Source organism: Bacteroides intestinalis (genome assembly GCF_003464595.1).
In the GTDB taxonomy this organism is placed as follows: Bacteria; Bacteroidota; Bacteroidia; order Bacteroidales; family Bacteroidaceae; genus Bacteroides; species Bacteroides intestinalis_A.
The window spans coordinates 107478-129099 of record NZ_QRZF01000018.1 but is presented as its reverse complement, the minus strand read 5'-3'; the positions used below and the strand labels follow the sequence as shown (position 1 = coordinate 129099).

21 protein-coding genes are annotated in these 21622 nt (G+C 43.9%); 10 read left to right on the top strand and 11 right to left on the bottom strand.

What is annotated here, in order from left to right:
• Positions 1-97 precede the first annotated feature (97 nt).
• A complete protein-coding gene (locus DWW10_RS20210; protein WP_022391967.1) occupies positions 98-271 on the top strand; it encodes a hypothetical protein in 174 nt (57 codons plus the stop codon).
• 192 nt (positions 272-463) lie between these two features.
• On the opposite strand, the gene DWW10_RS20205 is transcribed toward DWW10_RS20210, so the two are convergent.
• From DWW10_RS20205 to DWW10_RS20190, 4 genes are read right to left on the bottom strand one after another with little or no spacing between them, the layout of a single operon-like run.
• The gene (locus DWW10_RS20205; RefSeq protein ID WP_022391966.1) at positions 464-1273 is read right to left on the bottom strand and encodes a biotin--[acetyl-CoA-carboxylase] ligase; all 810 of its coding nucleotides are present in this window, start codon (positions 1271-1273) and stop codon (positions 464-466) included.
• Entirely contained in the window at positions 1257-1613 is a 357-nt protein-coding gene (locus DWW10_RS20200) for an MmcQ/YjbR family DNA-binding protein (RefSeq protein ID WP_022391965.1), read from the bottom strand. The genes DWW10_RS20205 and DWW10_RS20200 overlap by 17 nt, the downstream gene beginning before the upstream one ends.
• A gap of 18 nt (positions 1614-1631) precedes the next feature.
• A complete protein-coding gene (locus DWW10_RS20195) occupies positions 1632-1958 on the bottom strand; it encodes a winged helix-turn-helix domain-containing protein (protein WP_022391964.1) in 327 nt (108 codons plus the stop codon).
• 18 nt (positions 1959-1976) lie between these two features.
• Positions 1977-2342: a YraN family protein gene (locus DWW10_RS20190; protein WP_022391963.1), complete on the bottom strand. Its 366-nt coding sequence runs from the start codon at positions 2340-2342 to the stop codon at positions 1977-1979.
• 92 nt (positions 2343-2434) lie between these two features.
• Between DWW10_RS20190 and DWW10_RS20185 the strand changes: the two genes are divergently transcribed.
• The 3 genes from DWW10_RS20185 (at position 2435) to DWW10_RS20175 (ending at position 3731) form a co-directional block, all read left to right on the top strand.
• Entirely contained in the window at positions 2435-2668 is a 234-nt protein-coding gene (locus tag DWW10_RS20185) for a hypothetical protein (RefSeq protein ID WP_007212260.1), read from the top strand.
• A 32-nt stretch (positions 2669-2700) separates the two neighbouring features.
• Positions 2701-3135 (top strand): nucleoside deaminase, encoded by a 435-nt coding sequence (locus DWW10_RS20180; RefSeq protein ID WP_022391962.1) that lies wholly within the window; start codon positions 2701-2703, stop codon positions 3133-3135.
• Between the two features lie 416 nt (positions 3136-3551).
• Positions 3552-3731, top strand: coding sequence for a hypothetical protein (locus DWW10_RS20175; protein ID WP_022391961.1), 180 nt, complete (start codon positions 3552-3554; stop codon positions 3729-3731).
• Here the strand turns inward: DWW10_RS20175 and DWW10_RS20170 are convergent, their stop codons facing one another.
• The 3 genes from DWW10_RS20170 to DWW10_RS20160 all read right to left on the bottom strand — a co-directional run bounded on the left by DWW10_RS20170 (position 3732) and on the right by DWW10_RS20160 (position 5490).
• Positions 3732-4028, bottom strand: coding sequence for a DUF4834 family protein (locus tag DWW10_RS20170; protein WP_022391960.1), 297 nt, complete (start codon positions 4026-4028; stop codon positions 3732-3734).
• Between the two features lie 66 nt (positions 4029-4094).
• A complete protein-coding gene (locus tag DWW10_RS20165) occupies positions 4095-4793 on the bottom strand; it encodes a CDP-alcohol phosphatidyltransferase family protein (RefSeq protein WP_022391959.1) in 699 nt (232 codons plus the stop codon).
• Positions 4794-4800: 7 nt separating this feature from the next.
• Positions 4801-5490 (bottom strand): phosphatidylserine decarboxylase family protein, encoded by a 690-nt coding sequence (locus DWW10_RS20160; protein WP_022391958.1) that lies wholly within the window; start codon positions 5488-5490, stop codon positions 4801-4803.
• A gap of 171 nt (positions 5491-5661) precedes the next feature.
• Between DWW10_RS20160 and dnaE the strand changes: the two genes are divergently transcribed.
• From dnaE to DWW10_RS20130, 6 genes are all read left to right on the top strand, one after another.
• Positions 5662-9456 (top strand): DNA polymerase III subunit alpha, encoded by a 3795-nt coding sequence (dnaE, locus tag DWW10_RS20155; protein WP_022391957.1) that lies wholly within the window; start codon positions 5662-5664, stop codon positions 9454-9456.
• Between the two features lie 66 nt (positions 9457-9522).
• Positions 9523-9840: a thioredoxin gene (gene trxA / locus DWW10_RS20150; RefSeq protein WP_007667249.1), complete on the top strand. Its 318-nt coding sequence runs from the start codon at positions 9523-9525 to the stop codon at positions 9838-9840.
• A 45-nt stretch (positions 9841-9885) separates the two neighbouring features.
• The gene (locus DWW10_RS20145; protein WP_022391956.1) at positions 9886-10224 is read left to right on the top strand and encodes a hypothetical protein; all 339 of its coding nucleotides are present in this window, start codon (positions 9886-9888) and stop codon (positions 10222-10224) included.
• Between the two features lie 218 nt (positions 10225-10442).
• Positions 10443-11669 carry an efflux RND transporter periplasmic adaptor subunit gene (locus DWW10_RS20140; protein WP_022391955.1) on the top strand — a complete coding sequence of 409 codons (1227 nt, stop codon included), beginning with the start codon at positions 10443-10445 and terminating at the stop codon, positions 11667-11669.
• A gap of 95 nt (positions 11670-11764) precedes the next feature.
• Complete coding sequence (locus DWW10_RS20135) at positions 11765-14896, top strand: efflux RND transporter permease subunit (RefSeq protein ID WP_022391954.1); 3132 nt, start codon at positions 11765-11767, stop codon at positions 14894-14896.
• Positions 14897-14899: 3 nt separating this feature from the next.
• The gene (locus tag DWW10_RS20130) at positions 14900-16276 is read left to right on the top strand and encodes an efflux transporter outer membrane subunit (RefSeq protein ID WP_022391953.1); all 1377 of its coding nucleotides are present in this window, start codon (positions 14900-14902) and stop codon (positions 16274-16276) included.
• Between the two features lie 58 nt (positions 16277-16334).
• Here DWW10_RS20130 and DWW10_RS20125 read toward each other — a convergent pair whose 3' ends face one another.
• Genes DWW10_RS20125 through porW form a run of 4 tightly spaced genes read right to left on the bottom strand, consistent with a single transcriptional unit; the run spans position 16335 to position 21616 of the window.
• On the bottom strand, positions 16335-16550 hold the full coding sequence (locus tag DWW10_RS20125) for an immunity 17 family protein (RefSeq protein WP_022391952.1): 216 nt from the start codon (positions 16548-16550) through the stop codon (positions 16335-16337).
• A gap of 6 nt (positions 16551-16556) precedes the next feature.
• Positions 16557-16982, bottom strand: coding sequence for a tRNA (adenosine(37)-N6)-threonylcarbamoyltransferase complex ATPase subunit type 1 TsaE (gene tsaE / locus DWW10_RS20120; RefSeq protein ID WP_021967083.1), 426 nt, complete (start codon positions 16980-16982; stop codon positions 16557-16559).
• Positions 16983-17007: 25 nt separating this feature from the next.
• Positions 17008-18567, bottom strand: a complete 1560-nt coding sequence (gene porX, locus DWW10_RS20115; RefSeq protein ID WP_022391951.1) for a T9SS response regulator signal transducer PorX — start codon at positions 18565-18567, stop codon at positions 17008-17010.
• Between the two features lie 16 nt (positions 18568-18583).
• Entirely contained in the window at positions 18584-21616 is a 3033-nt protein-coding gene (gene porW / locus DWW10_RS20110; protein WP_022391950.1) for a type IX secretion system periplasmic lipoprotein PorW/SprE, read from the bottom strand.
• Between the last annotated feature and the right edge of the window lie 6 nt (positions 21617-21622).

The window sequence follows — 21622 nt, the reverse complement described above, 5'->3', positions numbered from 1 at the left end:
ACCGTTTTTAGTTAAATAGGTGTAAACCATTTCTGTATTAAGTCACATTCCTAAGGGTGAACGGAATGTTTCTTAAGAGTAAACAAAATAATCTCTTATGTTGAACACTCCACTGACCAGCTATTTCAGTCAAAACCACATGATGACAAAAGGTGACTTCCAAAGGATATGCGGTATGATGAAAACGACTGCAATGGGGCATATCCGCCATTTACGCGGGGAAGGAAGGCTAAAAATATTGGATTACAGACTCGTCCGATATATGCACTAAATGTAATGTATTGTGTTGTAATAAAGGTAGTTATGACGTAAAATGTAAAAATCGGGCGTGAGAGTAGGTCACTTACTCTCACGCCCGATTTTTACTCTCACTCACACTTAATAGTCTAATTATCATTAATCTATTTTAAAAGTGAGGGTAGTGAGGGTAAATTGATACTAACTTTTAGTTGTGCCTTGAACTTTAAAGAATATATTGTACTTCCTTAAACAAATATCCACGTTCCTTTCCTGCCTGGTCTTCAAGAATAAATCGCCCATCCGGTTCTACGCGTAGCAAGTGGGCAATGAATTCGCCGTCCGCATCTGCATAGCGATGAAAGCCATTCCGACGGAATAGGGAATGAGCGTAACGGGTGTTGATTAAGTCTGCTGTTTTACCTGAACAGTCTGTTTGCAAAAGGGTATAGTACTCTTTTATTCGCTTCATAATATTGGCAAGTATCAGATATCGGTCATGATCTTCTCCTGTAATCTGTTTTAGAGATACCGGATTAGGGGCATTACTTCGGAAAACTTCCTGATTGATATTCACTCCGATACCGGAAATGCTGCGTCCGATATGATGTCCTGAAAGGTCATTCTCTATCAGTATGCCGCAAATCTTCTTCTCGTTCCAATAAATGTCATTCGGCCATTTAATGGAAAAACCTTCAGCCCATTCATCCAATTCTTCTTTGATGGAGAGTGAGATGAGTTGGGAAAGGATGAATTGTTGACGCGCTTCAATGAATGTAGGGTAAAGTACGAAGCTGAATGTAATGTTTTTACAATCTTCCGATTCCCAACTGTTGCCACGTTGTCCTTTACCGGCAGTCTGGCGTTCGGTAATCACCGTCATAAATTCCGGAATATCGGTTCCTTGTTCATCGCAAAGTTGCGTTAAGTGCCGATTGGTGGAGTCTGTTTCCATTAATACGAGGAGGGGAACAGGAAATTTCGCAGAGGGAAGATGCACGTTGGGCTCTTTATTCATGTCAGGGTAAGGCTTCATATTCGGCATGCATTTTCTTGGTGAACTTCTTTAAGACTTCCTCATAAGCATGGTCAATGAGACTCTTTATCAACTTATCGTCTGCATCGCCATTGAGAAAAACCTGATTCCAGTATTTCTTATTAAAATGATAGGCGCCTTCGATGGCTGAGTAACGTTCGCGCAACTCTATGGCATACTCAGGGTCACACTTCATGCAAATTTTGTTGGAGGACTCCAGATCAATCAGTACGAACATTTTATCCATAACTTTCATTACAAGTGAATACTCATCGAATGGAAGACATTCTGTGACTGCTTTCTTGGCTAAGCAGTATTCGCGGGCAGTTTCTATATCCATAATAACTTCCAGATATTTTTAATTGTTATTAATCTCCCAGTAACCGGTTCTTGCAGAACCTTTGCGTAATAATTTTCCGGATTGTTTAAGTTTTGCGATGATACGTTCACACTGGCGTGTGCTAATTCCTAAGGTTTCAGCTATTTCCTTAGTTGTGATATTCGGATTATGTAAGATCAATTGTATGACTTTCAATTCATTATAGCTGATATTGTTATCAATATTGCCGACATCACCGACATCACCGACATTATCACCGACATTATCACCGACATTTGTAGGAAGTTCACCTTTGAATTCCAGACGTCGTCCTTCCGGTTGGGCTATGAGTTCGTTTATATTCATTTTACTGCAATTTATAATTCAGAACATTGGCGGATAAAATGCATCCTTAATATGTTCTATTTCAAATGCTCCAGCTTTGCCGACCGCGGTGATAATATCAAAACGAACAGGAATATCTATACTGAAATGCTTGATATATGCATCGGCAGCCACTACAATGTGGCGTATTTTCTGCCAATTAACGGCATCTTGCGGTTCGATGTATTCCGTATTGCTTCGTGTCTTCACTTCCACTACAATCAGCAATTCATCTTTGACTGCCACAATGTCCAGTTCCAGATGGTTTTTGCGCCAATTACGGTGGCGAATGACATATCCATTGCGTTCCAGATACGCTACTGCGGCGTCTTCTCCATCTTTTCCAAGGGTATTGTGTGCTGCCATACCTGTATTTATCCCTATTTTAGCTGTTTCTATGCAAAAATACGTTTTTTCTGCTTTGTATTTACAGAAGTAAAACTAATTTTGCAGTAAATATGAGAAAGAGAGATAAAACGTGTGCGAAAGCAACACCCGAAGAGCCGAAACGTGAACAGCGCATCGTATGTCTGATGAGCGAGGAAGAGCTGCGGATTGTAGACCGTTATCTGGAGAAGTACAAGATAACGAATAAATCACGCTGGCTTCGGGAGACTATTCTCATGTTTATCCATAAAAATATGGAAGAAGATTATCCGACTCTTTTTGGAGAACATGATATGCGGAGATAAGTTATAAATTAAAAATTAAAGGTAAAAGGGTGGTGGACGATAACTTTTATATGAAGCAAGCACTTGCAGAAGCACGTAAGGCGGCAGAAAGAGGAGAGGTGCCTGTTGGTGCGATTGTTGTTTGCAAAGAGCGTATTATAGCACGTGCCCATAACCTGACAGAAACATTGACAGACGTGACAGCCCATGCTGAAATGCAAGCAATTACTGCTGCTGCTTCTACTCTTGGCGGAAAATATCTGAATGAATGTACTCTTTATGTTACGGTTGAACCTTGTGTCATGTGTGCCGGTGCAATAGCCTGGGCGCAGATGGGGCGGCTTGTATTTGGTGCTGAAGATGAAAAACGTGGATATCAGCGTTATGCACCACAGGCTCTACATCCGAAAACGGTGGTTGTGAAAGGGATTCTTGCTGATGATTGTGCTGCCTTGATGAAAGATTTCTTTGCTGCAAAACGGCGTTGAAGTCTGAAAAATTAAATTATGCCTTTATTTGCTATTATTATCTCCATTTTACACGATAACAAATCGTCAAAAAGAATATGAAATCGTCAAAATACTTTTGAAATAGCAATGGTAAGTCGCTGCTATTTAGGTGGTTGCCTTTTTCTTTTAGAAATACCATTTTTAGAAATCATATTCTGCTTTTTCTGTATACTTTTGCCCTCACCAAGTTCACTTACATCTGTAGCTATATGGACGGATTGTAAGACGAGGTAATCAATGGTAGACTGGTTAGGCAGTAAAATAATGAAAGTTTGAGTTAATCCTGGCAGAGGACTTCTTTGCCGGGATTCTCTTTTTATATTCCTTTTTTAATTTATGCTACGTATTTTATCCGTATATTTGGAGATTCAACAGATACTTAAATACATTATATAATGGAATATCATCGCATATCTTTTATACACGACGACACTGAGTATTCATTTATTAAAGCTATGAATGAAAGATTGACGGGACATGCCTTGGTGTCAGCCTGCCGGATGGAGGTTCAAATTTATATGAAAGAGCATAATTTGAAAGGTAAATACATCCTTACCGGCATGGCTAAAGTCTGATTATTCTTTAATTTCTTCAAAATCAACATACTCTCCTTCATCTTTAGAAAAGAGTTTTTTGTGTTTTCTATGAATATCATTTCCTTCAGAAGTGGTTCCTTCATCTGTTTGTGAAGAAGAGTTTTGTTGTTGACCGCCTGAGTAAGAATAACCCTGGCCAGATTGATAACTGCCGGAGGAAGAACGACGCTTTCCTCCCAGTCCGAAGATAGTCCGGAGAACGGTGCCGATGATACTGAGTCCGATGACTAGAATAACGACTATGATGACAAATAGAAATCCTAAGATATGAAACATGGGCTAATCGTTTTATATATTGTTCGTCTTACGAACGATAGTACAACAACTGTGCCAAAAGATTGTTTAGAGTTTCTTTCTAACAAACCAGCATAGAATGATGTACCAGCCTATGACTGCAGCAAGTCCTACGAAAATAAGTAGAGGAATACTGACTATCAAAAACAAATAACGGATTTTATTTTCTTCCCAAGATAGGCTCTTTAATTTGAAAGCAAACATTGGAAATTCGGAAACCAGCAGCAGGGAGAATAGTACAATACAGATTAGTAATCCATACAGAGCTACCCCACCTTGTATCAGCCAGTCGTGGTATTGCGCAGCGGCTGCCGCCCAAAACAATGTGTTGGCTGGAGTATTTAGTCCGATGAATGAACTGGTTTGGCGTTCGTCAATATTGAATTTTGCCAGACGCAGTGCTGAAAATATGGCAATGAGAAAAGCAAAATAGGGAATATATTCCTGAAAGCTGCTCATCCAATCGGGGTAAGTCGTCTCACGCAATAAGGAGAATACGATAACTGAAGGTACTAATCCGAAACTGATATCGTCTGCCAGGGAGTCCAATTCTTTTCCAATGGGAGAAGGGGCATGCAATACCCGTGCCGACATTCCATCGAGGAAGTCGAACACAGCACTGATAATGATGAAAGTCAGAGCCCAGTCATACTTGAACTCAAATGCCATAACACATGCAATACAGCCGGAGAACAGATTCAGGCATGTCAGTGTATTGGGGATATGGCGAGTAATACGGTTAGCCATTGTTTAGTTATTTTAGTTTGGCTATCACGGTTTGGTTTCCTGTGGTGGTTTGTCCCATTTTCACGAACACTTCTGTGCCCAACGGGAGATAAACATCTACACGAGACCCGAACTTGATAAAGCCCATGTGTTCATCGATATAACAGTCTTCGCCGGGTTCGGCATAAGTGACGATACGTCGTGCCATAGCTCCGGCAATCTGACGAGCCATTACTTCTACACCTTCGGGAGTTTCAATCACCACTGTAGAGCGTTCGTTGTCGGTACTGGCTTTCGGCAGCCAGGCTTTCATGAACTTACCATTATGGTGTGCCACCTTCTTTACGGTTCCGTCTACCGGATACCAGTTGGCATGTACATTGATGACACTCATAAAAATAGAAATCATAAGACGGCGGTCGTGGAAGTACTCGTTTTCATCCACTTCTTCTATGACTACTATTTTGCCATCGGCAGGTGCCACTACAATCTTTTCGGTGTCTTCCTGGCCAAATAGGCGGATAGGGCATCGGAAGAAATTCACCAGCATTCCATACAGGACGATACTGACCACAGCTACGATATAGAACGGTAATTTGCATTCCAGTCCAAAATAGAGGACTGAATTGACAACCAATAGCAATAGTAAGCTACCGGCCAGTGTATGTGTCCCTTCGCGGTGAATTCGTATCTTTTTTAGCTTTTTTAGTCGACTCATCTAAGTTGTTTTATTCTCTTGAATACAAATTATCGGCAAAAATAGGCTTATTTTGAAAATCTAACAAGCATTTGGAGGGAGAAATGCATCTGTTGATAACTTTTAGGGAAATATTTTTGTTAGGTCTTATATAGGTTGTACTTTTATGCTCTTAATTGAAAGGAGATATTTATGCAGGATTTTGTTCATTTGCACGTTCATACCCAGTATTCCTTACTCGATGGTCAGGCCAGCGTAAGTGCGTTGGTGGACAAGGCTATGAAAGATGGAATGAAGGGAATAGCCGTGACTGACCACGGTAATATGTTCGGCATTAAGGAATTCACTAACTACGTTAACAAAAAGAATAGCGGACCGAAGGGTGAGATCAAAGATCTTAAGAAACGGATGGCCGGTATTGAAAGCGGCGAGATTGCTTGCGATGATAAGGAAGCAGAACTTGCTGACTGTCGTGCGAAGATTGCGGAAGCTGAAAATAAGCTGTTCAAACCAATCATTGGTTGTGAGATGTATGTGGCTCGCCGTACTATGGATAAAAAAGAAGGTAAGCCCGACCAAAGCGGTTGGCACTTAATTGTATTGGCGAAAAACGAGAAAGGCTATCATAATCTGATTAAGTTAGTATCCAGGGCTTGGACCAAAGGTTACTATATGCGTCCGCGTACCGACCGTAACGAATTGGAAAAATACCATGAAGGGTTGATTGTATGTTCGGCTTGTATTGGTGGTGAAGTGCCTAAGAAGATTATCAATGACCAGCTGGAAGATGCGGAAGAAGCCATACGCTGGTATAAAAATCTTTTCGGTGAAGATTATTATTTGGAATTACAACGGCATCGGGCTACTATACCGCGTGCCAACCATGAAGCTTATCCGTTGCAGCAGAAGGCAAATGCCAAATTAATAGAGTTTGCAAAAAAATATAATATTAAGCTCATTTGTTCCAATGACGTTCACTTTGTGAATGAAGAACATGCTGAGGCACATGACCGGCTGATTTGTTTGAGTACCGGTAAAGATCTGGATGATCCGAATCGTATGCTTTATACCAAGCAGGAATGGATGAAGACGAAGGCAGAGATGAATGAACTCTTTGCAGATGTTCCTGAGGCTTTGTCCAATACCCTTGAAATTCTGGATAAAGTAGAATACTATTCCATTGACCATGCACCTATCATGCCTACTTTTGCTATTCCCGAAGACTTTGGAACAGAAGAAGGCTATCGGCAGAAATATACTGAGAAGGATTTATTTGATGAATTCACCCAGGATGAAAATGGTAATGTAGTGCTGGACGAGGATGCGGCCAAAGCTAAAATCAAGCGTTTAGGCGGATATGAAAAGTTATATCGTATCAAACTGGAAGCGGATTATCTCGCCAAATTGACTTTTGACGGTGCTAAGATATTTTATGGAGATCCTCTGTCTGATGAGGTGATGGAACGGTTGAAGTTTGAGCTTTACATCATGAAGACAATGGGTTTTCCGGGATACTTCCTCATTGTACAGGACTTTATTGCTGCTGGGCGTAATATGGGAGTTTCGATAGGTCCGGGGCGTGGATCGGCAGCCGGTTCAGCGGTAGCATATTGTTTGCAGATTACGAAAATCGACCCCATTAAATATGACTTGCTGTTTGAGCGTTTCCTGAATCCCGACCGTATATCATTGCCTGATATCGATATCGACTTTGATGATGATGGACGTGGAGAAGTACTTCGTTGGGTGACGCAAAAGTATGGCCAGGAAAAAGTGGCGCATATCATTACTTATGGTACAATGGCTACCAAGCTTGCTATTAAAGATGTTGCCCGTGTGCAGAAACTTCCTCTTTCTGAGTCTGACCGTCTGGCTAAATTGGTTCCTGATAAAATACCTGATAAGAAGTTGAATCTGCGGAATGCCATTGATTATGTTCCTGAACTGCAAGCAGCGGAAGCTTCTCCCGATCCTTTGGTGCGCGATACACTGAAATATGCCAAGATGCTGGAAGGCAATGTGCGTGGTACGGGTGTGCATGCCTGTGGTACGATTATCTGCCGTGATGATATTACTGACTGGGTACCTGTAAGTACTGCCGATGATAAGGAAACGGGTGAGAAGATGCTTGTTACCCAATATGAAGGTTCGGTCATTGAAGATACAGGTTTGATCAAGATGGACTTCCTGGGATTGAAAACATTATCAATCATCAAGGAGGCCGTGGAAAATGTGCGTTTGCATCGTGGACTGGTATTAAATATAGATAAGGTGCCTATTGACGAGCCTGCTACTTATAAATTATATAGTGACGGGCGTACTATCGGTACATTCCAGTTTGAATCTGCCGGTATGCAGAAATATTTGCGCGAGTTGCAGCCATCTACTTTCGAAGACTTGATTGCAATGAATGCCCTCTATCGTCCGGGGCCTATGGATTATATTCCGGACTTTATCGACCGTAAACATGGACGGAAGCCGATTGAGTACGATATTCCTGTCATGGAGAAGTATCTGAAGGATACATATGGTATTACGGTGTATCAGGAACAGGTGATGCTTTTGTCACGCTTGCTGGCAGACTTTACCCGTGGTGAGTCTGATGCCCTGCGTAAAGCGATGGGTAAGAAGCTGCGTGATAAACTGGATCATATGAAACCTAAATTTGTCGAGGGCGGACGTAAGAATGGGCATGATCCGAAGGTACTTGAAAAAATCTGGGGAGACTGGGAGAAGTTTGCATCCTATGCCTTCAATAAATCTCATGCCACTTGCTATTCATGGGTAGCTTATCAGACCGCGTATCTGAAAGCGAACTATCCGGCAGAGTATATGGCAGCTGTGATGAGCCGAAGCTTGTCGAACATTACTGACATCACCAAATTGATGGATGAATGTAAATCGATGGGCATCAAAGTTCTTGGTCCGGATGTGAATGAGAGTAATCTGAAGTTTACTGTTAACCCGGAAGGAAATATCCGTTTCGGTCTTGGTGCAGTGAAGGGAGTAGGCGAAGGCGCTGTACTGAATATCATGGAAGAACGTGAGAAGAATGGTCCTTTTAAAGGTATATTCGATTTTGTGCAGCGTGTCAATCTGACAGCTTGTAATAAGAAGAATCTGGAATGTCTTGCTTTGGCAGGTGGTTTCGATGAGTTCCCGGAGTTAAAACGTGAACAATACTTTGCTGTGAATTCCAAAAATGAGGTTTTTCTGGAAACTTTGGTACGTTATGGTAACCGTTATCAGGCAGACCAGGCAGCGGCTGCCAACTCGTTGTTCGGTGGAGATAATGTAGTGGACATTGCCACTCCCGAAATTCCTGAAGCTGAACGTTGGAGTGATCTGGACCGGTTGAACAAGGAACGTGACCTGGTAGGTATTTATCTATCTGCCCATCCGCTGGATGAATATTCCGTAGTATTGCAGCACGTATGTAATACGCGTATGGCTGAGTTGGAGGATAAAACGGCACTTGCCGGACGAGAGATAACGATGGGAGGTATTGTGACTTCTGTGCGTCGGGGAATCAGTAAAAATGGTAATCCTTATGGCATTGCGAAGATTGAAGACTATTCCGGTTCGGCTGAACTTCCGTTCTTTGGTAATGACTGGGTGACCTATCAGGGGTATTTGGGCGAACGTACCTTCCTTTTCATTAAGGCTCGTTGCCAACCTAAACAGTGGAAGCAGGATGAGTTGGAAGTTAAGATTACTTCTATGGAATTGCTTCCGGATGTAAAAGAGAAACTGATTTCTAAAATTACTATCCTGATACCGCTTTCTGTGTTGAACCAGGCTCTGGTTACGGAGCTTGCTGCACTGATGAAAGGGAATCCGGGTACAACGGAACTCTATTTTAAAGTGAGTGATCCTGATAGTAAGACGGTAGTGGACATGATTTCCCGACCTGTGAAACTTTCGGTAGGACGTGAGTTAATCTCTTATTTAAATGATCGTCCCGAACTGGAATTCCGGATAAATTAGTTATCTTTGCTTCCGTAAATAATTTGACAGTAATCATTAAACATTAAATAATTAATCATTAACGCAATGGCTTTAGAAATTACAGACAGCAACTATAAGGAAATCCTTGCAGAAGGTAAACCTGTAGTGATTGACTTTTGGGCCCCGTGGTGTGGTCCTTGTAAGATGGTAGGTCCTATCATAGAAGAGTTGGCAGAGGTGTATGAAGGACAGGTTCTCATCGGTAAGTGTGATGTAGATGAGAATGGTGATGTGGCTGCTGAATATGGTATCCGTAACATTCCTACCGTATTGTTCTTTAAAAACGGTGAGTTGGTTGACAAGCAGGTAGGTTCTGCCGGGAAATCAGCTTTTGATGACAAGATAAAAAAGATGCTTTTATAGGAGCATAATATAATAAGGTATTAACCCTTAAAAAAACTAACTGTTATGGGACTGGAAGACGATTTCTTAAAGGATGATCTCGATGACGAAAAAACCATCGAATACATCAAGAATTATTTGCCGCAGGAGTTAAAGGAGAAATACTCCGAAGATGAACTCTATTATTTCCTCGATTTGATTGACGAGTATTATTCTGAAAGCGGCATCCTGGATGCAAAGCCGGATGAAGATGGATGCATCGAAGTCGACCTGGGGCAAATCGTAGATTACATCATCAAAGAAGCCCACAAAGATGAGATGGGTGAGTATGATCCGGAAGAAATCCTGTTTGTAGTTCAAGGAGAACTGGAATATACGGAGTCATTGGATGATGATGAAGAATAAGAAGTTTCAGTTAAGTAAAAGAGAAGTCCGGACAGCTTGTTCGGACTTTTTTTGTGGAATAATTCCACACTTGTAGAGTGAATTCCCCACTTCCATAATCCTTTGTTAAAACTTTAATGGTTTGACTATGAATAATAAAGGTATAGCCATCGAACTTTGGCACGCCAGTTGTGTTTTTTATTTATAGGGTTTTTAACATTAACATAAACAGAGAGCTTATGAAACCGTTTTTTAAAAAGAGAGAATTCAGAATAACGAAAAAGCAGGCAGTGATTGCCGCAATTGGTATAGTACTGTTAGTAGCGATTTACTGGTTTATTACTCATCGTCCGGCCCCTGCACCGGATCTGCCGGTGGTAGCTGTGGAACCGGTGACACAAGATGATGTCGAAATCTATGGTGAATACGTGGGACGTGTTCGCGCTCAACAGTTTGTGGAAGTGCGTGCCCGCGTAGAAGGGTATCTGGAAAATATGCTTTTCGAAGAAGGTACTTATGTGACGAAGAATCAAGTATTGTTTGTTATCAATCAGGATCAGTATCGCGCTAAGGCGGATAAGGCTCGTGCACAGTTGAAAAAAGATGAAGCACAAGCACGCAAAGCACAACGTGACCTGGAGCGCATTCGCCCTTTGTATGAACAAAATGCTGCCAGTCAATTAGATTTGGATAACGCGGTGGCAGCTTATGAAACGGCAGTGGCCAGTGTTGCTATGAGTCAGGCTGATCTTGACCAGGCAGAACTGGAACTTGGATATACAGTGGTTCGCTCTCCACTGGCCGGACACATCAGTGAACGGTATGTAGACCTTGGTACATTGGTCGGTACGGGCGGCAAGTCATTGCTTGCCAATATCGTGAAAAGCGATACGGTACTGGTAGATTTCAGTATGACAGCATTAGACTATCTGAAAACCAAGGAACGTAACGTGAATCTGGGACAGAAAGATTCTACCCGTTCCTGGCAGCCGAATATTTCTATTACACTTGCCGATAATACAGTTTATCCTTTCAAAGGCTTGGTCGACTTTGCCGAACCGCAGGTTGATCCACGTACCGGTACTTTCTCTGTTCGTGCCGAAATGCCTAATCCGAAACACGTATTGCTTCCGGGCCAGTTTACTAAAGTGAAGCTGTTGCTGGATGTGCGGGAGAATGCAACAGTGGTTCCCTTGAAGTCTGTTATTATAGAAAAAGGTGGTGCTTATGTATTTGTTATGCGTCGTGATTCTACTGTAGAACGTCGTTTTATAGAGTTAGGACCGGAGTTCCAGAATCAAGTAGTGGTGGAGAGAGGTTTGGTGCCGGGTGAAACAATAGTGGTAGAAGGATACCATAAACTGAGCCCGGGTATGAAAGTTAAAGTTAACAATGCCCTGTTGAAGAAAGAAGAAGAAGTTGACGAGGGAAGAAGGGAACAAGGTGACAAGGAGCCTTCGGTATAATAGTTAAATCAGGATTGCGTAAATATAGCGTAGCCCTTGTCCCCTTGTCAACTAACCTCCTTGTCAACTAAATTATCATAAAAAAACAGACGCATATGAAAGTAAGTTTCTTTATAGACAGACCGGTATTTTCGGCTGTCATCTCTATACTGATTGTCATTGTGGGTATCATCGGACTGACGATGCTTCCCATTGACCAATATCCGCAGATTACGCCACCGGTGGTGAAGATTAGTGCTTCGTATCCCGGTGCCAGTGCGCTGACGGTATCTCAAGCGGTTGCTACACCTATTGAGCAAGAGTTGAACGGAACGCCGGGAATGCTCTACATGGAGTCCAATAGCTCAAACTCCGGTGGTTTCTCAGCTACAGTAACATTTGATATTTCTGCTGATCCTGACTTGGCAGCGGTTGAAATACAGAACCGCTTGAAGTTGGCGGAATCCCGTCTTCCGGCAGAGGTGGTACAAAACGGTATATCCGTAGAAAAACAGGCAGCCAGCCAGTTAATGACTATCTGTCTGAGGTCTTCTGATCCAAAGTTTGATGAAATTTATCTGAGTAACTTTGCTACATTGAATGTGCTCGATTTACTTCGCCGTATTCCCGGTGTGGGTCGTGTGTCGAATATTGGTAGCCGTTACTATGCTATGCAGATTTGGGTGCAACCGGATAAGTTGGCAAACTTTGGACTGACCGTAGCCGATTTGCAGAATGCTCTGAAAGATCAGAATCGTGAATCTGCAGCTGGTGTATTGGGACAACAACCTGTGACAGGATTGGATATTACCATTCCTATTACAACGCAGGGACGTCTTTCTACAGTAGGACAGTTTGAGGAAATCGTAATTCGCGCTAATGCGGATGGTTCCATTATCCGTTTGCGTGACGTGGCACGTATCTCATTGGAGGCTTCTTCGTACAATACGGAGAGTAGCATCAATGGTGAGAATGCGGCTGTGTTAGGTATCTATATGCTTCCGGGCGCCAATGCTATGGAAGTGGCGGAGAATGTGAAAAAGGCAATGGATGAAATCAGCAATAACTTTCCTGACGGATTGAGTTACGAGATTCCATTTGATATGACTACTTACATTTCAGAGTCTATCCACGAAGTATACAAGACTTTGTTTGAAGCATTGATACTGGTGATTATCGTAGTATTCTTATCATTGCAAAGCTGGCGTGCTACCCTGATTCCGATTGTAGCAGTACCTATCTCTCTGATTGGTACGTTTGGTTTCATGCTGATATTCGGTTTCTCTCTTAATATACTTACCTTACTTGGATTAGTACTTGCCATTGGTATTGTGGTGGATGATGCCATTGTGGTGGTAGAGAATGTGGAGCGCATCATGCATGAAGAGAAACTGCCACCTTACGAGGCTACAAAGAAAGCGATGGAAGGATTGACGGGAGCGATTATTGCTACGTCTCTGGTATTGGCAGCCGTATTTGTACCGGTTAGTTTCCTCGGTGGTATCACAGGGCAGCTTTATCGTCAGTTTACGGTGACAATTGTGGTTTCCGTATTGCTTTCTACAGTTGTTGCGCTGACTCTGAGTCCGGTGATGTGTTCATTGATATTGAAACCGGAATCTCATAAACGGAAGAATATTGTATTCCGCTATATCAACTACGCACTGAATACGGGTAACCGTAAGTATGTTCGCCAGATTTCACGTGTGATAGGTAATCCCCGCAGGGTATTGAGTGCATTTGGTATAGTACTGGTGGCTATTTTGCTGATAAACCGCCTGATACCGACCAGCTTCCTGCCTGTAGAAGATCAAGGATACTTTAAAGTGGAATTGGAATTGCCTGAGGGTGCGACACTGGAGCGTACGCGAATCGTATCGGAACGTGCTATAGAATATCTGATGCTGAATCCGGCTGTAGAGTATGTTCAGAGCGTAGTAGGTAGTAGCCCCCGTGTGGGTAGCAGCCAGGCACGCAGTGAATTGACTGTTATTCTGAAACCGTGGGGTGCACGTGACGGACAGACTATCGATGAGGTAATGGCTCAGGTGAAAAAGGATTTGCAGGAGTATCCCGAGTGTAAGGTATATCTTTCCACACCGCCGGTTATCCCGGGACTGGGAAGTTCGGGTGGTTTCGAAATGCAACTCGAAGCACGTGGAGACGCTACTTTTGATAATCTGGTACAAGCGACAGATACGTTGATGTATTACGCTTCACAACGCAAGGAATTATCCGGGTTATCATCATCTTTGCAGGCAGATATTCCGCAACTCTATTTCGATGTAGACCGTGATAAGGTGAAACTGGCAGGTGTGCCGCTGGCAGATGTGTTTTCAACCATGAAAGCTTATACTGGTTCGGTATATGTAAACGACTTCAATATGTTTAACCGTATCTATCGTGTATATATCCAGGCAGAAGCACCTTACAGGGAACATAAGGAAAATATCAACCTGTTCTTTGTACGTGGGGCGGATAATGTGATGATACCGCTAACTTCCCTCGGAACTACCTCATATACCACGGGGCCGGGTAGCATCAAGCGTTTCAATATGTTCAACAGTGCTGTGATCCGTGGTGGAGCAGCCGACGGCTATAGTTCCGGTCAGGCAATGGAGATTATTGAGCAGATTGCCCGTGAGCATTTGCCGGAGAACATAGGTGTGGAATGGAGTGGACTTTCATATCAGGAGAAGCAGGCCGGCGGACAGACGGCAATGGTGTTGGCACTGGTATTCCTGTTTGTATTCCTCTTCCTGGCTGCCCTTTACGAAAGTTGGACAGTGCCGATTGCGGTATTACTTTCATTGCCGATTGCCGCATTGGGAGCTTATCTCGGAGTATGGGCTTGCGGCTTGGAGAATGATGTCTATTTCCAGATCGGGCTGGTTATGTTAGTCGGACTGGCGGCAAAGAATGCAATCTTGATTGTAGAATTTGCTAAGGAACAGGTAGATCATGGTGCGAATGTAGTTAAAGCAGCCTTGCATGCATCACAGTTGCGTTTCCGCCCTATCTTGATGACATCTTTGGCATTTATCCTCGGTATGCTGCCGATGGTGATTGCCAGTGGACCGGGTTCGGCAAGCCGTCAGGCTATTGGTACAGGCGTATTCTTCGGAATGATTCTGGCTGTAACGGTAGGTATTCTTTTAGTCCCGTTCTTCTTCGTACTGATTTATAAGGCGAAGGCAAAAGCGAAAAGCGCGAATATTAATAAAGTTACGAAGCGATTTAAACGATAAGTTATGAAAAGAAAATATACAATATATGGTATGATGGCGTTGGTGGTACTGGCGTTCAGTTCCTGCCAGTTGGGTAAACACTATGCACGTCCGGAGTTGAATTTGCCGCAGCAACTTGACTCTACAGAACAGGACACACTTTCTATTGCCGATCGGCAATGGTGGGAACTCTATACTGATACCACGCTGCAAGCACTTATTGAGCGTACTCTTGAATATAATAAAGATATGAAAATTGCTGCTGCACGGGTAAAGGAGTTGGCAGCAATGAAACGCATTGACTTTGCTAATCTTTTCCCACAAGTCAGTGGAAAGCTGTATGCAGACAAGGAGGCGGAAAACTATGGCGGAGATAATTACGATTCGGACCGGAGTTATGAAGCCAAAGCAATAGTCTCATGGGAAGTGGACCTTTGGGGAAACCTGCGTTGGGCAAAAGATAAGAGTATGGCAGATTTCCTGGGTTCGATAGAAGCACAACGGGCACTGAAAATGAGTCTGGTGGCAGAAGTGGCTCAGGCGTATTTTGAATTGGTAGCCTTGGATAATGAATTGGCTATTGTGCGGCAGACACTGAATGCCCGTAAAGAGGGAGTTCGTTTGGCAAAGCTTCGTTTTGAAGGCGGACTGACTTCGGAGACTTCTTATCAACAGGCACAGGTGGAATTGGCACGTACTGCGACCTTGGTACCGGATCTGGAGCGAAAGATTTCCATAAAAGAGAATGATATAGCATTCCTGGCTGGTGATTATCCGCAGAAGATTGCACGTTCTGTATTGCCGGAAGAAGTGAAATTACCGGAAAGCCTGCCTGTTGGACTTCCTTCCACATTATTGGAACGTCGTCCGGACGTACGTCAGGCGGAACAAAAGTTGATTGCAGCCAATGCATCAGTGGGGCTTGCATATACCAATATGTTTCCTCGTTTGGCTTTGACAGCGCATTATGGTTTGGAGAGTGCTGAGTTCTCGGATTTCCTGAAATCACCATATCATTTTTTGAGCGGATCATTACTGACGCCCTTGTTTGCTATGGGAAAGAACCGCGCAATGTTAAAAGCAAAGAAAGCAGCTTATGAACAAGAGGTGTATTCTTATGAGAAATCAGTATTGATAGCATTTAAGGATGCGCGGAATGCCATTGTGGATTTCAGTAAAATCAAAGAGATTTATGAATCGCGTCTACAACTGGAACAAGCGGCACGGAGTAATGTAGAGTTGGCTCAGTTACAGTATATTAACGGAGTGATCGGATATTTGGATGTGCTGGATGCACAACGTGGATATTTTGATGCACAGATAGGTTTAAGCAATGCGATACGGGATAAGCAGATAACGTTGGTGCGGTTATATAAAGCACTTGGCGGAGGATGGCAATAGAGGCTTAACCTGTTTTTATTTTTTAGGCGCGGATTACGAGTAATCCGCGCCTAAAAAGTTATACCGGCGGTGTATTCAGAAAGAAGAACATTGACATTCCGATAAGAATAACTCCCAGTACACCATAGAATAACCGGGCACGTTTTCTTCCCACACTTTTTACAGCGAATTGTGTATTGCGGGCAGTGAAGAACCACTCCCAGTCCAATATTGCTGCCAGTAATGAAATAATGCCGGCTACTGCAAAGATGCCTTGTACGATGTATTGACTCATAAGATATTAACCTAAGTTTTCCATTGTCAACTTGCGTGAACCATCTTCCAGTTCTTCGATGGTTACTTTCACTGTATTGCCCGGCAACAGTTCTTCTACCAACTCCGGCCATTCAATGAAACAGAGTGCCCCACTGTAGAAATAATCCTCATAACCCATATCATATACTTCTTCCAGCTTCTTGATACGATAGAAGTCGAAATGGTAAATGAGTTCTCCCGCTATGTCCGAACGATACTCGTTGATAACGGCAAAAGTGGGTGATGTAACGACATCTTCAACACCCAGTTCCTGACAAAGTGCTTTGACAAAAGTAGTTTTACCGGCTCCCATCTTTCCATAGAGAGCAAAAACAGTGTTGTCGCCCATAGCAGCGATAAACTCGCGGGCGGCTTCATGGATATGGTCCAGAGATTGAATTTTAATTTCCATATTAGATTGAATTTACAATTTACTTTCAGCTTCGTCCGCTCAGTGTGATGAGCGGGATTATCATTTCCTCCATCGAAATACCTCCGTGCTGGAAGGTATTGGTGTAGTAACTGACATAATGGTTGTAGTTATTGGGGTAGGCAAAGAAATCGCGTCCTGTGGCAAAGATATAGCGCGTACTCACATTGGGTGAGGGAAGGTGTATCTCGGCTGGGCGGGTGATTTCGAATACCTGTTTGGGGTTGTATGCCATATTGCGTGATAGCTTATAGCGCAGGTTGGCATTGATTTCTTTACTGTTGCTCTGTACTTTTACAGGGTTATCTACGCGGATACTGCCGTGGTCGGTCGTGATAATGACACGATATTGACGGGATGCAAGTGCTTTCAGAAGATCGCTCAAGGGTGAATGGCGGAACCATGAAAGGGTAATGCTGCGATAGGCAGCTTCAGTAGAAGCGAGTTCACGTATCATTTTACTCTCTGTACGACTATGGCTCAACATATCGATGAAATTGAACACGGCAACGTTTAAGTCATTCTGTGCCAGGGCAGGGAGTTGTGCCAGTAAACGTTCTGCACCGGCTGCATCATTGATTTTATGATAAGAGAATGTATCGTTGCGGCGATAACGCTCAATGATTGTACGTATCAGTGGAGCCTCGTTCAGGTTTTTGTTTTCTTCTTCGTCTTCATCTACCCACAGTTTCGGAAATAATTTAGCTATTTGGTCAGGCATCAGACCGGAAAAAATAGCGTTACGGGCATATTGTGTGGCAGTGGGCAGAATGCTGAAATAGAGTTGCTCGTCTATATTGAACAGACCGGATAATTCGTCGGCAAGTACGCGCCACTGGTCGTAACGGAAATTATCGAGCACGATGAAGAAAACCTTCTCGCCTTTGTCCAGTGCCGGGAAAAGAATACGCTTGAAAAGATCCGGACTCATCAGAGGACGATCGGCAGGCGCATCTTTAGCTGATACCCAATCTGCATAGTTCCTTTTGATGAATTTCGCAAAAGCACTGTTGGCTTCTGTTTTCTGCATGGCAAGCATTTCGCTCATGGGGCTGTCTGTAGCTTCCAGTTCCAGTTCCCAATAAACAAGGCGGCGATATAACTCCATCCAGTCGGCTGCCGTTAGTGAGTCATTAATCTGCATGCCTATCTTACCAAAGCTCTGCTGATAACCGGTTTGTGCGGCTTCGCTGACAATATCCCGGCGGTGCAGGTTCTTCTTTAGCGATAATAATATTTGATTGGGATTGACGGGCTTGATCAGGTAATCTGCAATTTTCTGGCCGATAGCCATGTCCATGATATTTTCCTCTTCACTCTTGGTGATCATGACCACAGGGACGGTGGGGCAGATATCTTTTATCAAAGCCAGTGTTTGCAGGCCGCTCAGCCCAGGCATGTTTTCATCCAGAAAGATCAGGTCATAGGTTGTAGCACGGCAACGGTCCAGTGCATCCTGTCCGTTGGTTACGGTGTCTACTTCGTAACCTTTGCCTTCCAGAAACAGGATGTGCGGTCGCAGCAAGCTGATCTCATCGTCTACCCAAAGGAGTTTATCTTTCTTCATAACACTACTCACTTTTTCAGTCCTCAAAGATAACACCATTTTCCGGGTCATCCTCTTCCGTAGGCAGATTTTCTTCTTTCTGCCGTTCTTCTTCCTCTGTTGGCAGGTTCAGTAGTGGCTCATCCAGCGTGTAACCTTTTAACTCAGGTTCAGGTATGGAAGAGAAGTGTGCACGGTAGAAGGTATCGTAATCGTCGAAGCTATACTGTTTAATCAGTTGTTCGTAGTTGGCTTCTGATATGAGTATGGCACGCATACCACTAAGTCGTGTAGCCATTTCGGGATTGGCATAAAGACGGCGGAAGTATTGTTGTGCCTCATCGTAGTTACTGAATGGCCGGATTTGCAGCATGCCGATGCCCCGTTCGTGAGCAAACGCAAGGTCGAAGTTCTTCACCAGGAAAGTGGAGAAGTTATAGCGTGCCACTTCAAACAGTAGCATGTTCTCATTTACCTTTCCTTCTTCGTAAGCCAGGATAAAGAGGAACGGTGTATTGCGCTCTGTACTGAATGCGCTGTCCGGAGGAAGAATAGCGCTGCCACTCAGACTATCGCCCGTTAACTTGCCAGCCTCGGCAAGCTCGGCATTCCGTCGTTGCCAGATGGAGCCAAATGTATGACTGTCGCGAGCCAGCAGACGTCCTTCCTGTACCCCTTTCAGAATATGGGCAGCCAGATCAGTGATTTCATTTTGTGGATATTGCTGTACAAGTTCCTTCAGGATAGCAAGGAACTGATCGGTTTCTCCTCCCTGTAGCCGGGTGACGGCATTGAGGAACATAAATTTGGGACGATGCTGCCCCAGAGGGTATATCTCGGCAGAAAGATGTTCGGCTGCACGCACGGTGGTTGTATCGCCCAGTTGGAAATGTTTGTAAGCACGGGCATAGAGGGAGTCCTCACGTTGTTTGCCATATACGGCATTTTCTGCAAAGTCCGGGTCGGCCAGTGTCTTGGCATAGCGGCTTTTGGGGAACCGGGCGATAAGTTCGGCCTTATATTTCTCTGCACGTTGCAGGGCAGGAAGTTCTCCATAATAATTTAGAGCCAGTTCGGTCAGGAATAACTGATAATATGCTTCATCCGCTTGTGTAAAGTCAGGGAACTGGCGTACCAGTCGTTCAAACGCAGCTTCTGCCCGTTTGAAATCCTGCATAAGATCCTTGAAAATCATTCCGGCACCATATAAGGCTTCTGATAACAGTATGTTTGAGGCTTGCATAGCTTCTTCTGTCAACGGAATTTGTGCCAGGTAGTATTCCGGGCGGTGAGTATCACCGGCAATGCTGTCGGCAGTGTTCTTTTCGCTTTCTTCTTTCCGAGGAATGGAAGAATCCATAGTTTCATTTTCCCGATTGCCATGGATTGTGTCTCCTTTAGCAACACCTTCCTCCGGTTCGCTGTAATCTATCGCTTCAAAATCATCCAGTGCAACTACTGTTTTATTTTTCCTTCGCCAGTTATCTTCCAGCTTTCTGCGTCCCCACAAGCGTTGGAATTCAGCTTTTCCTTGCTCTACCAATTGAGGGTTATAGAAATACCAGTCTTGCTTTCCTCCTATTGTAGGTTGGAGGGTCTGTGGGGTAGTGACTGTATTTTCCTGTCCCGGTCTGCTGATAATTGAAGTGGCAGGTGATTGACTTTCAGCTTCTTCCCTCATTTTTTGGCGGTTTGCCTCCCGTTCAGCTTCTTCTGCAGCTTTGCGTTCAGCTTCTTCCCGGGCTATCATTTGTGCTATGATTTTCTCTACGGCTGCCATTCGCTCTGCTTCCGGCAGTCTGGCAAGATGTTGTAAGCTATCTTGTAGCTGTATGGCATTGGTATGTGGTACCAGTTCGTCCAGGATCTCTGAACGACTGGTGATAGTGGCATATTCCCGATGGGCTTTGTCTATTAATCCTATCGCTTCGGCATAGGCTTTTTGTGCTTCGGCATAACGCGCTTGCTGCCAGTACAAATTGCCCAGTGTAAGTTGAAGAACTCCTTTCTCCACACCGTTCCGAGTGCTCTTCTCTATTCCTTTGTGATAGGCGGCAAGAGCTTGTACCGTATCTTTTTCGGCAAGGTATACATTTCCCAATGCATAATAAATCTGATCGAGGTATTCTTTGTTTTTCTCATCCTTGCTGAGGCGCAATAACTTTCCGGTAATCTTACGACTATTGGCGGTGGGCATCACTTCCGTCTGACGGATACGGGCACTTAACGCAAGTTCGTACGGTGGATTGAGGCGGATTACCTTGCTGTACGCCTGATAAGCCTGTTCCGGTTGTTGCAGCGTTTGATAAGTCTGCCCCAGGAGATAGTAACATCGTGCTTTCTGCTGCTTGTTCTTTTCTTTCCTGGCTGTCTTTTCGAGATGGGGGATTGCTTCTCTGTATCGTTGGCTACCTAATAAGAAATTTCCTGTGGCCGAAGCATATGGAACAGCCAGCGCCGGTGGCAAGCTGTCATTATTCACCCTGCTTAAAGCATCTTCCGCATCATATTGCCATCCCAGCGCAGAGTAGCAACGGGACAACCAGATTAAGGCTTCGGAAGTGATATTCGTCTGTCCGTCATAGAGTCGTGTAATATAAGAGAAGGTTGCGGCTGCTTCCGGGAAGTCTCCCTTCTGATATTGAGCTTTGCCCAATAGCATCCAGGCACGATTAATGAAAGGATTGAACTCCCGGCGTGCCAGCCACTTCTTGTATTCATCCGTATAAGCCCGTCCCGGTTTACGGATAGGGCGTCGTTTGATGGAATGCTGGCGAATGGCTTTTTGTGCTTTCTCAATGGCACGCTCATAGTCGGAAGTGCCGATGCCTGTAGTTTCTTTATTGCCTATGGGATAGAGGGGGAGCATCTCCATGTAGTTATCTTTGTTCCCTTGTTGCTGTGCCTGCAATCCGGCTTTGTAAGCTTCGTTTCCGTTGAAGTATACGTTATAGCGGGTGGTCAGGGCATGGTAGAAGCGTGTACCGGCTGTGTTCTTTCGGGTGGAACATCCGGCAACGAGCATCAAAGTAACTAAGATGCCAACGAGGAGGATTGCTTTGCGTTTCAACTATAC